This is a genomic window from Shewanella sp. MR-4 (genome assembly GCF_000014685.1).
Classification (GTDB): domain Bacteria; phylum Pseudomonadota; class Gammaproteobacteria; order Enterobacterales; family Shewanellaceae; genus Shewanella.
This window is the reverse complement of the sequence record NC_008321.1, coordinates 1,953,981-1,967,812: the sequence shown is the minus strand read 5'-3', so window position 1 is coordinate 1,967,812 and position 13,832 is coordinate 1,953,981. Positions and strand designations below refer to the sequence as shown.

The 13,832-nt window shown below is 49.4% G+C and carries 13 protein-coding genes; 3 read left to right on the top strand and 10 right to left on the bottom strand.

Annotated elements, in window-relative coordinates; genetic code table 11:
• Positions 1 to 71 precede the first annotated feature (71 nt).
• Positions 72 to 1,298 carry a nucleoside recognition domain-containing protein gene (locus SHEWMR4_RS08810; RefSeq protein WP_011622442.1) on the bottom strand — a complete coding sequence of 409 codons (1,227 nt, stop codon included), beginning with the start codon at positions 1,296 to 1,298 and terminating at the stop codon, positions 72 to 74.
• A 146-nt stretch (positions 1,299 to 1,444) separates the two neighbouring features.
• On the opposite strand from SHEWMR4_RS08810, the gene rsmF reads away from it, so the two are divergent.
• On the top strand, positions 1,445 to 2,890 hold the full coding sequence (gene rsmF, locus SHEWMR4_RS08805) for a 16S rRNA (cytosine(1407)-C(5))-methyltransferase RsmF (RefSeq protein WP_041409023.1): 1,446 nt from the start codon (positions 1,445 to 1,447) through the stop codon (positions 2,888 to 2,890).
• A 316-nt stretch (positions 2,891 to 3,206) separates the two neighbouring features.
• Here the strand turns inward: rsmF and SHEWMR4_RS08800 are convergent, their stop codons facing one another.
• The 9 genes from SHEWMR4_RS08800 to apbC form a co-directional block, all read right to left on the bottom strand.
• Positions 3,207 to 3,995 (bottom strand): TatD family hydrolase, encoded by a 789-nt coding sequence (locus SHEWMR4_RS08800; protein ID WP_041408755.1) that lies wholly within the window; start codon positions 3,993 to 3,995, stop codon positions 3,207 to 3,209.
• Positions 3,996 to 4,353: 358 nt separating this feature from the next.
• Positions 4,354 to 4,680, bottom strand: coding sequence for a PilZ domain-containing protein (locus SHEWMR4_RS08795; RefSeq protein ID WP_011622439.1), 327 nt, complete (start codon positions 4,678 to 4,680; stop codon positions 4,354 to 4,356).
• Positions 4,681 to 4,686: 6 nt separating this feature from the next.
• On the bottom strand, positions 4,687 to 5,643 hold the full coding sequence (holB, locus tag SHEWMR4_RS08790; RefSeq protein ID WP_011622438.1) for a DNA polymerase III subunit delta': 957 nt from the start codon (positions 5,641 to 5,643) through the stop codon (positions 4,687 to 4,689).
• Positions 5,637 to 6,266, bottom strand: a complete 630-nt coding sequence (tmk, locus tag SHEWMR4_RS08785; RefSeq protein WP_011622437.1) for a dTMP kinase — start codon at positions 6,264 to 6,266, stop codon at positions 5,637 to 5,639. Before tmk ends, holB begins: the two co-directional genes overlap by 7 nt.
• Positions 6,263 to 7,273 carry an endolytic transglycosylase MltG gene (gene mltG, locus SHEWMR4_RS08780; RefSeq protein ID WP_011622436.1) on the bottom strand — a complete coding sequence of 337 codons (1,011 nt, stop codon included), beginning with the start codon at positions 7,271 to 7,273 and terminating at the stop codon, positions 6,263 to 6,265. Before mltG ends, tmk begins: the two co-directional genes overlap by 4 nt.
• Positions 7,270 to 8,079, bottom strand: a complete 810-nt coding sequence (gene pabC, locus SHEWMR4_RS08775; protein ID WP_011622435.1) for an aminodeoxychorismate lyase — start codon at positions 8,077 to 8,079, stop codon at positions 7,270 to 7,272. Before pabC ends, mltG begins: the two co-directional genes overlap by 4 nt.
• Before the next feature lie 5 nt (positions 8,080 to 8,084).
• On the bottom strand, positions 8,085 to 8,666 hold the full coding sequence (dcd, locus tag SHEWMR4_RS08770; RefSeq protein ID WP_011622434.1) for a dCTP deaminase: 582 nt from the start codon (positions 8,664 to 8,666) through the stop codon (positions 8,085 to 8,087).
• Positions 8,667 to 8,695: 29 nt separating this feature from the next.
• Complete coding sequence (gene udk / locus SHEWMR4_RS08765; protein ID WP_011072566.1) at positions 8,696 to 9,334, bottom strand: uridine kinase; 639 nt, start codon at positions 9,332 to 9,334, stop codon at positions 8,696 to 8,698.
• Positions 9,335 to 9,345: 11 nt separating this feature from the next.
• Positions 9,346 to 10,461 carry an iron-sulfur cluster carrier protein ApbC gene (apbC, locus tag SHEWMR4_RS08760; RefSeq protein WP_011622433.1) on the bottom strand — a complete coding sequence of 372 codons (1,116 nt, stop codon included), beginning with the start codon at positions 10,459 to 10,461 and terminating at the stop codon, positions 9,346 to 9,348.
• A 160-nt stretch (positions 10,462 to 10,621) separates the two neighbouring features.
• Here apbC and metG point away from each other — a divergent pair, with 160 nt between their 5' ends.
• Entirely contained in the window at positions 10,622 to 12,652 is a 2,031-nt protein-coding gene (metG, locus tag SHEWMR4_RS08755; RefSeq protein WP_011622432.1) for a methionine--tRNA ligase, read from the top strand.
• A gap of 212 nt (positions 12,653 to 12,864) precedes the next feature.
• Positions 12,865 to 13,821, top strand: a complete 957-nt coding sequence (locus SHEWMR4_RS08750) for an AEC family transporter (protein ID WP_011622431.1) — start codon at positions 12,865 to 12,867, stop codon at positions 13,819 to 13,821.
• Positions 13,822 to 13,832 lie beyond the last annotated feature (11 nt).

Here is a 13,832-nt window from a genome sequence, read left to right as displayed (position 1 = left end):
AATGCGCCTGATTGTTATCCGCTAAAGCGACTGGTTGCATCGCTATCAATCAGCCTTTCGCCATCACATACTTAGCCATAGAACCAATAACAGACCGCAATCGCGGCGCAGATCCCTGCAAAGTCGGCCGTTAAACCACAGGCGAGCGCATGACGCCCGTGACGGATCCCAACAGAGCCAAAGTAAACTGCTAGCACATAAAAAGTTGTTTCAGTGCTCCCTTGGAAAATCGCCGCCAAACGCCCCGCAAAGGAGTCCACACCATGGTGCGCCATGGTTTCGAGCATCATAGCCCGCGCGCCCGAACCGCTAAAAGGCTTCATTAATGCAGTTGGCATTGCATCGACGAAGCGAGTATCAAACCCGAAAAGACTCACTCCACTGGCAATCAGTTGCAGCAGGTAATCCAAGGCGCCCGACGCCCTGAGCAAGCCAATCGCCAGCAGCATAGCTAACAGGTACGGGATCAGTTGAATCGATTGGTTAAACCCCGCCTTGGCGCCTTCGATAAACTCATCATAAATCGCCACTTTTCGCACGCCAGCCACCAGCACAAAACTGAAGACTAACAGTAGCAATACACCGTTGCCCAAGGCGGTTGACACTGTGCCAATCGCGTCTGCGGTTAAGGTCATTAAATAAAAACCACTGGCGACTAATGCCGACAGCAGCACTGCGCCATATCCGAGTACTACGGCATTGAGCAGTGAAAGCCGCTGCACAATAGCGACGATCAGAAGCCCCGCTAAGGTTGAGGCTGATGTGGCGAGCAGAATGGGTAAAAAAATGTCCGCAGGTGCGGCGGCGCCCTGCTGGGCACGGTACAAAAACACTGTGACAGGAACTAAGGTCACCGAGGAGGTATTAAGCACTAAAAATAGAATTTGTGCATTGGTTGCGACGGTTTTGACCGGATTAAGACTCTGCAAATCCTGCATTGCCTTAAGCCCCAATGGCGTGGCTGCATTATCAAGTCCAAACACGTTGGCCGTTAAGTTCATCGTCATACTGCCAAAGGCGGGATGCCCCTTGGGCACTTCGGGCATCAAGCGGCGCAGCAGCGGCTCAAACACAAAGGCAATCGCCCCAACAACGCCAGCCTTTTCACCAATTCGCATTAATCCCATCCACAGGGACAAAACGCCCACTAAGCCTAGGGCGATTTCAGCGGCGAGTTTGGCGCTGGCAAACAAGGCCTCTACCGCGTTGGCAAGCACCTCGATATGCCCATTAAAAAGCTGTACCGCCATCGCCAGCAGCGATGTGAGGAAAAACACTAACCACACCCGATTTAGCACTCTGCCGCTTCCTTATTTTTATCCATGCTTTGTGTTTATGTTGCTGCGATAACCGGTTTTTGATGGCAAAAGCCAAGGGAGAAAATCCCAGCCTAGTAAGGGATTATGATATACTTGCCGCAGTTGATACACAGCCTAATCCCGTTATGGTTCAATTAAATCAAAATTTTATCAATACTATTGCCCAAGAACTGCCCGCCCATCTCTCAATGGATGACTTTATCGCGGCCTGTTCAAGACCACTACGCCGCTCGATTCGCGTCAACACCTTAAAGATCAGCAGTGAAGATTTTAAGCAGTTAATGCAGCCTAAGGGATGGACCTTTGATCCCATTCCCTGGTGTGAGGATGGTTTCTGGATAAGCTACGATGAAGAAGAGCAGCTCGGCAACGCCCTAGAGCATATTCAGGGATTGTTCTATATCCAAGAAGCCAGCTCCATGTTGCCCCCCACAGCGCTATTTACCCCGAATGCGGATTGGCAATGTGTATTAGATTTAGCCTCGGCGCCTGGCTCTAAAACCACGCAAATGGCAGCGTTAATGAATAATCAAGGCTTATTGGTCGCCAATGAATATTCCGCTAGCCGCGTCAAAGTACTCCATGCCAATGTGCTACGCATGGGCGCGAGTCACTGCGCGCTGACCCACTTCGATGGACGGGTATTTGGCGAGTACCTGTATGAAAGTTTTGATGCGGTGTTGATTGACGCCCCCTGCGGTGGTGAAGGCATAGTCCGTAAAGATGCGGACGCGTTAAAATCTTGGTCCCTCGATGAGGTGCTCGAAATTAGCGAAACCCAAAAAGCGTTAATCGAATCTGCATTTTTGGCGTTAAAACCGGGTGGCAGTTTGGTGTATTCCACTTGCACCCTTAATCGGCACGAAAACCAAGGCGTGTGCGAATATTTACAGCAAACCTATGGCGATGCGGTGCAATTTGAATCCTTAAACCAACTGTTTGATGGCGCCGAAAAAGCCACTACGCCAGAAGGCTTTTTGCACGTTTGGCCGCAAATTTACGACAGTGAAGGCTTTTTTGTAGCTAAGCTGACTAAAACCCGCTCTGTGCCGCGCCTGCAACCTGAGCCTAAATTGCAAAAGAATTTCCCCTTTACGGAGGCAAGTGCCAAACAAGCCAAAGCCATTCAAGCCTATTTTGCCGATGATTTGGGTATCGAACTGCCCGATGATCTCATTATGGTGCGCGACGATGAGTTTTGGCTCTTTCCCCATGAGTTTAGAGATTTTATTGGCAAAATGCGCTTTCAGCGGATTGGGGTTAAGCTTGCCGACCACAGTAAACATGGCTTTAAAGTCCGTCATGAAGCCATTATTGCGCTTGCGGGAAAAGCACTTACTGCGGCGACAAACGGCGCTAAAGTTGTCGACGTTAGCGATGAGCAAGCTAAAGAGTATTTGATGGGACGAGATATTCCCCTCGATACGGCTGGCAAGGCTCAAGGTGAAGTGATTGTCTGTTATGGCGGCGCGCCCTTAGGCATGGCTAAACATTTAGGCAATAAATTAAAAAACAGCCTGCCCAGAGACTTAGTAAAAGATAAAGTGTTATTGCTACCACCACAGGCATAATGGTTATAAATCGACCATTTTTTAGCGAGAAATAACCTAAAAAAGGGGATAGAGAAAGTGTCACTCACACTAAACTCAACTACACTGAGTCTATTGTAAAGCGCACTGCATGGCGCTTTCATCTGTAGCGCACGGCTCTTCAACGAGCCATTCCCCTAGGCCCAAACAGTTGGAATCGTTTTGGGCCTTTTTTTATGGGCTTACGCCTAATCGAGTTCAGCTTTTATTTATGGAGCAAACTTCACCGACTAGCACTTTACTCACAACGCGTAAGTTAAGGCTTAGTCTTTGCGGACTCAAGCAAATGCTACACGTCTTATCGGCCGATTAAACGGGCCGCATCTTTAAACAAATTAAAGAAGTTCTCACTGGTGTACTCGGCAAGCTCTTCGTAACGCTCTGCGCGCAGCTCTGCGACAAACTCGGCCACATCACGCACATAGGCAGGTTGATTCTCCTGTCCACGGTGTGGAATAGGCGCAAGATAAGGCGAATCGGTTTCCACCAATAAACGATCTTTAGGCACTTTGCGGATCACGGTTCTTAACTCACCAGCATTTTTAAAGGTCACAATGCCTGAAACGGAAATATAAAAACCTAAGTCAATCGCCGCCTTGGCCATTTCCCAGTTTTCCGTAAAGCAATGCAACACGCCACCGACTTTGTCCGCCTGCCCCGCTTTGAGCATGTTGATGGTGTCTTCACGGGCATCACGGGTATGCACAATCAGCGGCTTATTGACTTCAACCGCCAAGGCTATTTGTTGCTCAAAACACTGTTGTTGCAGGGCTTTGGTTTCATCGGCATAAAAATAATCTAAGCCGGTTTCACCAATAGCCACCACTTTCGGATCCATCGCAAAACGGCGAATTTGCTCAACATCGAGGCCGTCTTTCACATCCAGCGGATGCACGCCCGAAGATAAAAACACTTGCTCGAAAGCAGCAACCTTGTCACGCATCGACTCGAATCCCTGCTGGCGCACATTGACACAGAGCATATAGTCGACACCGCGCGCCTTAGCGTTAGCGAGAATGAGTTCTAAGGTTTGTTGATCGGGCGCCGCTTTCAGGCGATCGAGATGGCAATGTGAATCGATAAGCACAGCAATTTCCACACAGAGAAACAAAAAGGAGCACAAGGATACTCAGCGATGGGATCGAGGTCAAATTCCGCTAAGGCATCACTCAGCACTAAATAACCTGAGCTCGGGATAAGTAGAGTCGCTGAATAAGCATCTTTTCGGGCCTCTCTGCGTTGCTCTGTCTAACCATAGCTCGCTATGGCGTACGACAGAGCGCCTTGATATGCGCAAAAATCTGCGCATTCAGTCAAAAAGATTTCCACCTTTAAAAACAATAGGTTATGTGGTTTGCGTGGATTGTTGAATTTAGATTTTCGACACTCGATACCCCGAGTTCAGGTTAAATACTCGGTGTAGACCCTAGCTAACCACGATAAAATTACATAGTGCAGGTTAAGTCGCCCGAAGCGAGCTCTCGGGATAACAGTTTTTCGATATGGTGTTTATGGCTGTCGGGATCTGAAACGATTTTAATCCCAATCCCCACGGGGCGACCGCCCGATGCGCCCAGCGGATTAATCCACACAACCACGCCACGGAACTCGTTGGAGGTGGTCGCGCCGGGTAAGCGATAGGCGATGGTTAACGTCTCACCGAGGTAATGGGTTTCCCCAGTGGCGACAAACAGCCCTGCCGGTTTGATAAACGGCATATAGGCGCGGTAAAGCTGATGTAAGGTATCAAAATTTACGACAAGATCGACCATGGCATGTTACTTATTTGTTATTTCTCTATATTCTAAGACATAACTTTGACACAAGCCTAAATAATTGACACTCGGCATTGCACTTAAGCTATGACACATTCCCATGATTTTCGCCGCCAAGTTCCCTATTTGCGCTTGCACAAACGCATCTTGGTCGCTGTACTTCAATAAAATTTGTCTCAGGAGTAAGTATAAAACCTTAAGAGCATCAATGATTTGTTGTTCACTTATCGTTAACAAACTAGCACACAGATGGCCTGACGACAAACTTTGCACCCAATCTTTGCGAAAACCTAACAAAGTTTGATAGCGACTCGGTTGTGTCCCATCTGTTTGCAAACTTTCGGCCAACTTTAATGGGCCGCCAACCACACTTAAACACCAAGTCACATCCTCTTGGATCTGACAGTGCTGAATTAACCAATTTTTGATCAACATCTTAGACGGCGCCACAAAGGGAAGCCGTTGGCAGCGACTGCTGATCGTTGCCATTAAACGCGCGGGCGTATCGGAATGTAATAGCAGTAAAGTGTCTTTGCCCGGCTCTTCGAGCGTTTTGAGTAACGCATTGGCGGAGGCTGAGTTCAGGCGCTCGCTGTGGTGAATGATGGCGACACGCCGACCACTCTGCTGGGCGGTTGCACTCAGGCGGGTGCACAGCTCACGGATTTGGTCGACTTTAATTTGATGACCATCGGCCTCAATTTGGTAAAAATCAGGGTGATTACCCGCATCAAATAACTGGCAGGACTTACAAAAACCGCATCCGCCAGTGGGAGTGGGTTGTGAGCACATGGCGGCGCGCGCCATAAACACACTCAAGAGTTCACCGCCATAGGCGGAATCGATACCCACGAGTTGCGCGTGGGGGACTTTTTGAGTTTGTAACTGGGTTAAAAACGCCTGTCTTGGCGCATCGAGCCAAGGCAGGGTTAATACATCAAATCCGCTTTGCGTTACCATGCCATCGCCTGTAACACGGCCAGAATATCTTTATGCACTTCGGCCATGGTTTGACTGGCATCGATAACGACAATCTGCTCATCTTCGCTGGCAAGCTTGAGGTAAGTTGCGCGCGCCCGTTCAAAAAAATCGATGGCTTGTTGCTCGATTCTATCAAGCTCGCCCCGCTTTGCTGCGCGCTGCAGCCCAAGCTTAGGATCAAGGTCAAGATAGAGGGTTAAATCGGGTTTGAAGCCTTTGAGCGTCGCGTTACTCACGGCTTCGACTAAGGGCATTAAGCCGCGTCCACCGCCTTGGTAAGCTAAGGACGACAAATTATGCCTATCCCCTAACACCCACTTGCCTTCTGCAAGCGCAGGTTTGATCACATTGGCGACGAGCTGAGCTCTGGCGGCATAGATCAATAAACATTCGGACTCATCACATAGAGGATCGCTTGGGTCAGCAATTTTTACTAAGTCACGAATGCGCTCGGCCAGTGGCGTACCGCCTGGCTCACGGGTGCATACGGGTGCGAGCCCAGTATGCTTTTCAATAAAATCGCGAATAAGGGCAATCGCACTCGATTTGCCTGCGCCTTCCAGTCCTTCAACAACGATGAATTTGGCGGATGCTTGGGTCATTTTTTCTTTCTCTGATAAATATCGACGGCGCGGTTATGCTCTTCCAAGGTGGTGGAAAACACATGGGTGCCATCGTTGCGCGACACAAAATACAAATAACTGACCTTGGCAGGTTTAGACACCGCCTGCAATGAGGCCTTACTCGGCGCAGCAATCGGCGTTGGCGGTAAGCCGAAAATCCGGTAAGTGTTAAAGGGTGTCTCTTCGACGAGATCTTTACGGGTGATATTGCCTTTAAATCTGTCACCCATGCCATAAATGACCGTTGGATCGGTTTGCAGCTTCATCCCCAGATTGAGTCGATTGATAAAGACACCGGCGATTTGATCGCGCTCGAAGGCTTGGCCTGTTTCTTTCTCCACAATCGAGGCCAAGATCAGCATCTGGTAGGGCGATTTGAGTGGTAAACCGGGCACACGCTCCGCCCATGCTTTGGCAAGCTCCTGCTCCATCATCTTATAACTTTGGGTGAGCAGCGTCTTAGCATCACTATCGGCGGTGTAATGATAAGTATCGGGGAAGAACTTACCCTCAGGCAACGCCGAATCATCGCCCTGCTCCATCAATACCGCACTAAAGACCTCGGGGGACAACTGTAAGTGCGGCGCACTCGCAAGCTGTTGTTCCCACTCGGCAATGGTTTTGCCTTCGACTAAAGTCAGGCTAAAGGTTTTCACCTTGCCATTAACTAAATCGTTGAGTAAGTCGGCAATCGACTGCGAAGGAGACATCTCGTAAAGACCGGTACGGATCTTCGCCAGCTCTGGGCGCAATCTTAGTAACCATTTGAGTTTCCATTTGTCTTGGATAACACCATCGGTTTCTAACTGTTGGGCCAACTGGTGCACGCTGGTGCCACGGGCAATGGTTAATTCTTTGGCTTCGGTTAGGACTAAGGGGGTTTGGCTGTAATCAATTATCGTTCGATAGCCCCAATAACCAACCAAACAAGCTAAGGTCAGCAAGGTCAACAAAGTAGAACTTGCGATCAGAATGATTTTTTTCATAGTGAGAGTGAAAGTGTTTGTCTAAGATCTGCAGTCAAAGGAGAAGGAGTAAAAGTGTGCGAGTCAATCGCCAGCACATCCACTACGCCTAAGACGCTGTTAGTGATAAATGCCGAGTCAAACTCCACTAAACGCTCGGCGCCAAACGGCAAACAATCGATATTCATCTGCTGTGCAAGTAAGGCTAACATAACTTGCTCGCGCATCACACCCGCGACGCCGCAGCGTTCCAACGATGGGGTAATCACTTGATTACCTTTGACAAAAAAGATATTCGCCATCGAAGACTCTATCACCTGCCCAATGCAATCCAGCACCAACCAATCATCAACCCCCTGTGGTAAGGGCTGGGATTTGATCAACACTTGCTCGAGGCGATTAAGGTGCTTTATGCCCGCCAATAAGGGTTGATGACCTAATTGGACCGCTGACGTCGCAAGGCGAATGCCCTGTTGCTGCCACACGGCATATTGGGCAGGAATAGGATGAACTGAGACGACTTCAGTGACTTGAACCAGCTCCGGCGGCGCATAGCCACGGCCACCCACGCCCCGTGTGAGCATCAATTTAATACAGTGCTGTGGGTATTGCTTGGCGAGAGTATCGAGTTGTTGGCTTAGGGCTTGACTCATTTGCCAGTCAAACCCTAGCCGCGCAGCGCCTGCCGTAAGACGGGCTTGGTGCTGCTCAAAAAACAAAATGCCATGCGCATCGGTTCGCATCGTGGCAAATAGGCCATCACCATAGGCAAGCCCTCTGTCCATGGGAGCAATGCTTGCCTGTGATACCCCATTAACCCAAATCAAGGGTATTAGTCCTGACTGATACGGCTGGCGACCGCATCTTGCTGATCTTTATATTTCGCGTTTTTACGCTTGTTATAAGGACGCGCCACAGGGCCACTTAAACGTTCAAAGTTTAATGCGCCAATGGTCATCCGTGGACGCAGCGCTAAAGGCAACTTACCACTGTTATAAAACTCGAGCACGATTTTACCCTGCCAACCCGGATCAATCCGGTGCGCGGTCACGTGCACCATCAGGCCTAAACGCGCCAGTGAAGAGCGGCCATCGAGCCAACCGACGATATCGGCCGGCAGCGTCACGCTCTCATAGGTCACGGCGAGCGCCAATTCACCGGGATGCAGGAAGAAGGCTTCGCCGTCCGGGATTTCGATGATTTCGCTCATCACCCGATCAAGCGCCGCCTGCACTTCCGTACTCGGACCACTCAGGTCGATAAAAGGCGCGGTATGGTCTTTAAAGACGCGAAATTGCCCCCCTAATCGCACATCGACACTCACACCGGAAATCGCATCGTTGCTTGGGCGAGGTTCAATTACAATCGAGCCGTTATCAAGGGCTTGTTCAATTTCGATATCGGTTAAACGCATCTTGCCTTTTACTCCCTGAGTTTTAGTCGTTATTTTGCCAGTAGATGTTGAATACGAGTCTTCAAAATATCGGTCGCGATACGGTTTTTACCACCACGAGGCACGATAATATCAGCGTATTGTTTTGAAGGTTCAATAAATTGCAGGAACATAGGGCGCACTGTCTTCTTGTACTGTGAAATCACCGATTCCATTGTACGGCCACGCTCGGCCACGTCGCGGGTTAAACGGCGCAGGAAGCAAATGTCCAGCGGCGTATCCATAAACACGCTCGCATCCATCAATTCACGTAATTTAGGGTCTGTTAACAGCAGGATGCCTTCTAAAATGATCACTTTTTTCGGCGTCATTTTTACGGTTTCGGCCATACGCGTATGTTCGGTATAGCTATAGCAAGGAATATCAACAGCTTCGCCAGACTTTAGCAACTGCAAGTGCGTACATAGCAGCTGATGGTCTAACGCTTTGGGATGGTCGTAGTTTGTTAATACACGCTCATCCATGGATAAATGACTCTGATCGCGATAGTACGCGTCTTCGTTAATTACCCCAATCTGATCTGTGCCTAAATCGCGGCGAAGTTCGTCAAAAATCGTCTTGGCAATTAAACTCTTGCCCGATGCTGACGCGCCAGCAATTGCAATAATGACACACTGCTGAGAATTCATACCCTTAAACCTTACTCGTCATCTGATACGCTAATAGAAACTGTTTTTTGGCTCTGTTTGAGAGCCAATTCGGCGCCCACTTTACGGGCAATTTCCCGATAAAGTGCTGCCACTTCACTGTCAGGCTCGGCCACAACCGTCGGCGCCCCCACATCCATGGCTTCACGGATATTGATGTGCAGCGGTAAGGCGCCTAACAATGGAACTTGATAACGCTCGGCCATTTTACTGCCACCGTGCGTACCAAATGGGTGTTCTTTATGACCACACTCGGGGCATAAATGGAAACTCATATTCTCAACAATCCCGAGGACGGGGATATTCACCTTCTGGAACATGGTGATGCCTTTCTTGGCATCGGCCAGCGCGATGTCCTGCGGGGTAGTCACAATCACAGCGCCGCTCACTGGCACTTTTTGCGACAGGGTTAATTGAATATCCCCAGTACCCGGCGGCATATCGACGACTAAATAGTCTAGCTCTGGCCACTGGGTTTCATTCAAGAGCTGAGCCAAAGCGCCCGCCGCCATTGGACCACGCCACACAGCCGCTTCATCACCACTTAACATAAAACCAATCGATTGCGCGGCAATACCGTGGGCACTGGCGGCGCTCATGTGTTTACCATCGAGGGAAACGGGTCTGAAGTTAGGGATCCCGAGCATTAATGGGACAGAAGGACCATAAATATCGGCATCTAAAATACCGACCTGGGCGCCTTCTGCAGCCAGCGCTAAGGCAAGGTTAACCGCCGTGGTCGATTTACCCACACCGCCTTTGCCGGACGCGACGGCAATCACTTGCTTTACATTGGCAATCGGTGCAATAGAGGCTATCGCCGAATACACTTTTGGTTGGAAATCGATTTCACACTCAACTTCGTCGATGGCATCCAGCACCGCGAGTTTGTTGGTGATGGCCATGACAGTATCACGATATTGAGTCATGCAAGGGTATGGATAGACTAAGCCAAGCTGCAAACGCTTACCTTCAATCGCCAATTTATTCACGCATCCTGCGCTCACTAACCCCTTCGCTAAATACGGGTCGATATATGCATCGAGAATGGCCAGAACGGGCCCGAGAAGATCGTCAGTTAAACGATAATCAGTTTGAGTTGAAGACAAAAGAATTACCCCCACCAATAAATTTGCCCAAGTGTACCAGATAATGACAAAAACATTAGCGCAGATTTAACCCAATCGACTCAGGTTTTGATGAAAATCATCCTGTAATCGGTTAGTATCTCTACCATTATTTTTGGCCCACCACGATATTTGAGACAAGATGGCAACTTCACAACGTAAAATTCTCGTGACCAGCGCACTTCCCTACGCGAACGGACCGATTCATTTAGGTCACATGCTGGAATACATCCAGACGGATATCTGGTCGCGTTATCAAAAGCTTCGTGGACATGAGTGCCACTATATTTGTGCCGATGACGCCCACGGCACACCGATTATGCTCAAGGCGCAGCAATTAGGCATGGCGCCTGAAGAAATGATCGCGCAAGTCAACAAAGAGCATCAGCAGGATTTTGCCGATTTTAATATCGCCTTCGATAATTATCACAGCACCCACAGTGAAGAAAACCGCGTGCTGGCGAGCGATATTTACTTAAAACTGCGCGCTAATGGCTATATCAAGAGCAAGAGCATTTCGCAGTTATTTGACCCTGAAAAGTCGATGTTCCTGCCAGACCGCTTCGTAAAAGGCACCTGCCCTAAGTGTAAATCACCGGATCAATACGGCGACAACTGCGATGCCTGCGGCGCAACTTACAGCCCAACTGAGCTGATTAACCCTAAGTCGGCCGTCTCTGGTGCGACACCAGTGATGAAGGACACTGAGCACTTCTTCTTCGACTTACCCGCTTTCGAAGACATGCTCAAAGAGTGGACTCGTTCGGGTGCACTGCAAACCGAAATGGCCAACAAACTCGATGAATGGTTCGAACAGGGTCTGCAGCAATGGGACATCACCCGCGATGCGCCTTACTTTGGTTTTGAGATCCCTGATGCACCGGGCAAATACTTCTACGTATGGTTAGATGCGCCTATCGGCTACATGGGCTCATTCAAAAACCTCTGTGACAAACGCCCAGAGCTGAGCTTCGACGAATTTTGGGCCAAGGATTCTAAGGCCGAGGTTTACCACTTTATCGGTAAAGACATCGTTTACTTCCACAGCCTGTTCTGGCCCGCCATGCTCCATGGCTCGGGCTACCGTCAACCTAACAGTGTCTACGCCCACGGTTATGTCACAGTGAACGGCGCTAAGATGTCTAAATCTAAGGGCACCTTTATTAAGGCGCGCACCTATTTAGACCACTTAGATCCTGAATATTTACGCTACTACTACGCGGCCAAACTCAGTAGCCGTATCGACGATTTAGATTTAAATCTGGAAGATTTCGCCCAGCGCGTGAATTCAGATCTAGTTGGTAAGCTAGTGAACTTAGCCTCGCGCACCGCAGGTTTTATCACTAAGCGTTTCGATGGCAAGTTGGCCAAGATTGCCGACACCACACTCACGGATGCGTTTTTAGCGAAACAAGAGCAAATCGCCGAGTTTTATGAAACCCGCGAATACGGTAAAGCGATGCGCGAAATCATGGCGCTAGCCGATATCGCCAACGGTTTTGTCGCCGATGCGGCGCCTTGGCAGTTAGTGAAGCAAGATGATCAACAGGAAGTGGCGCACCAAGTGTGTTCAAACGCCCTGAACCTGTTCCGCATTTTGGTGACTTACTTAAAGCCTGTGTTACCACGCTTAGCACAAGACGTTGAAGCCTTCTTCCAACAAACCTTAACTTGGGATGGCTTAGGACAAGATATGGCGGGCCACGAAATTGCGCCATTCAAAGCCATGATGCAACGTGTTGAGTTCGACAAAGTTGAAGCTATGGTGGCCGACTCTAAAGAAAACCTGCAAGCCACGAGCGAGCCTGAAGCGCCTAAGGGCCCATTGGCGACCGATCCCATTAGCGACACCATCAACTTTGATGATTTCGCGAAAATCGATCTGCGTATTGCGCGTATCGTTAAAGCCGAGCATGTGGCCGAAGCCGACAAACTGTTGAAACTGCAATTGGATATCGGCGGCGAAACCCGTCAGGTATTTGCGGGCATTAAATCGGCCTACTCGCCTGAGGATCTCGAAGGTAAGCTAACGGTGATGGTCGCCAACCTTGCACCGCGTAAGATGCGTTTTGGCATGTCAGAAGGCATGGTACTGGCCGCAGGCCCTGGTGGCAGCGATTTGTGGATTCTAGAACCCCATGAAGGCGCACAACCTGGCATGCGTGTGAAGTAATCGACGCTAAGTACTAGTCAAGCTACTGGTAAATAAGCATAAGGCCGCATTTAATGCGGCCTTATTTGTTGGTAAAAACATCTGTTTACGCTTTTTCAGGGAGCCTAACTTGAGGTCGTCTCGACAAGCGACTGACAGTGCGACATTATCGCAGCTTTGTCTAAGCAGCACTGTTTCGCTGCAACGTACTATGGAATTTTCGAGGAGAAGTTATGGGCAATATCATTGAGCAGTTGTTGTTTTCTGCTTCAATAACCGGTCCCATCTGTTTAATGCTAGCCTTAGGCGTGATGCTTAAACGCACCCAAGTGATTGATGAGCACTTTATTGATGTCGCCTCTAAGCTGGTTTTTAATGTCACCCTGCCCGCGCTGTTGTTTCTCAGCATCATTAGCTCACACCATGATCTTGCCGCCAGTGCGCCGTTAATCGGTTATGGCTTATTAGCCAACTTACTGTTTTTTATTCTCTCGACCTACGCGACGAAACGATTTTTCCCTGAGCCGAAAGATCAAGGCGTCATCATTCAAGGGGGATTTAGAGCCAATACCGCCATTATCGGCTTAGCCTATGTCTCTAATGCCTATGGCGAATCGGGCGTTGCCTTAGCGGCCGTTTATGTGGCTTCCATGACGCTGCTCTACAATATTCAAGCCGTGATTTGTTTAAGCCCGCGGGGAGAAGAATCGAGCCGCCGCGCCTTTGCGGTGATCATTAAAACCATCACCAAAAACCCGCTGATCATTGCCATCATGCTCGGCATGCTGTTTTATCTGCTGGCGATCCCTGTACCTAAAATGGTTCTAGATGCCGGACAATACTTTGCCAATATGACGCTCCCCTTAGCACTGCTGTGCACTGGCGGCTCACTGGATATTGGCTCGCTCAGACATGAAAAATATTCCACTTGGTTCTCGACCGCCTTAAAACTGATCTTTGCCCCGCTGTTCATCACCCTGGGGGCCTTGATTCTTGGCTACCGCGGTGTGGAATTGGCCTTAGTGTTTTTAATGAGCGCCGCGCCCACAGCGGCCGCAAGTTATGTGATGGCGCGGGCCATGGGGGGAAATGCCACCCTAGCCGCCAATATCATCGCCCTCACCACAGTTTGCTCACTGATCACCTGCACCTTAGGCATTTTTATCCTGTCGACCCTAGGGCTGATTTAAACTGAGGGGTA

Bases quoted from the DNA above. Each gene is read 5' to 3' on its own strand.
- SHEWMR4_RS08750 (WP_011622431.1), top strand. From the start codon at position 12,865: ATGGGCAATATCATTGAGCAGTTGTTGTTTTCTGCTTCAATAACCGGT.
- metG (WP_011622432.1), top strand. From the start codon at position 10,622: ATGGCAACTTCACAACGTAAAATTCTCGTGACCAGCGCACTTCCCTAC.
- mltG (WP_011622436.1), bottom strand. From the start codon at position 7,273: ATGAAAAAAATCATTCTGATCGCAAGTTCTACTTTGTTGACCTTGCTG.
- dcd (WP_011622434.1), bottom strand. From the start codon at position 8,666: ATGCGTTTAACCGATATCGAAATTGAACAAGCCCTTGATAACGGCTCG.
- tmk (WP_011622437.1), bottom strand. From the start codon at position 6,266: ATGACCCAAGCATCCGCCAAATTCATCGTTGTTGAAGGACTGGAAGGC.
- SHEWMR4_RS08795 (WP_011622439.1), bottom strand. From the start codon at position 4,680: ATGGTCGATCTTGTCGTAAATTTTGATACCTTACATCAGCTTTACCGC.
- rsmF (WP_041409023.1), top strand. From the start codon at position 1,445: ATGGTTCAATTAAATCAAAATTTTATCAATACTATTGCCCAAGAACTG.
- udk (WP_011072566.1), bottom strand. From the start codon at position 9,334: ATGAATTCTCAGCAGTGTGTCATTATTGCAATTGCTGGCGCGTCAGCA.
- holB (WP_011622438.1), bottom strand. From the start codon at position 5,643: ATGGTAACGCAAAGCGGATTTGATGTATTAACCCTGCCTTGGCTCGAT.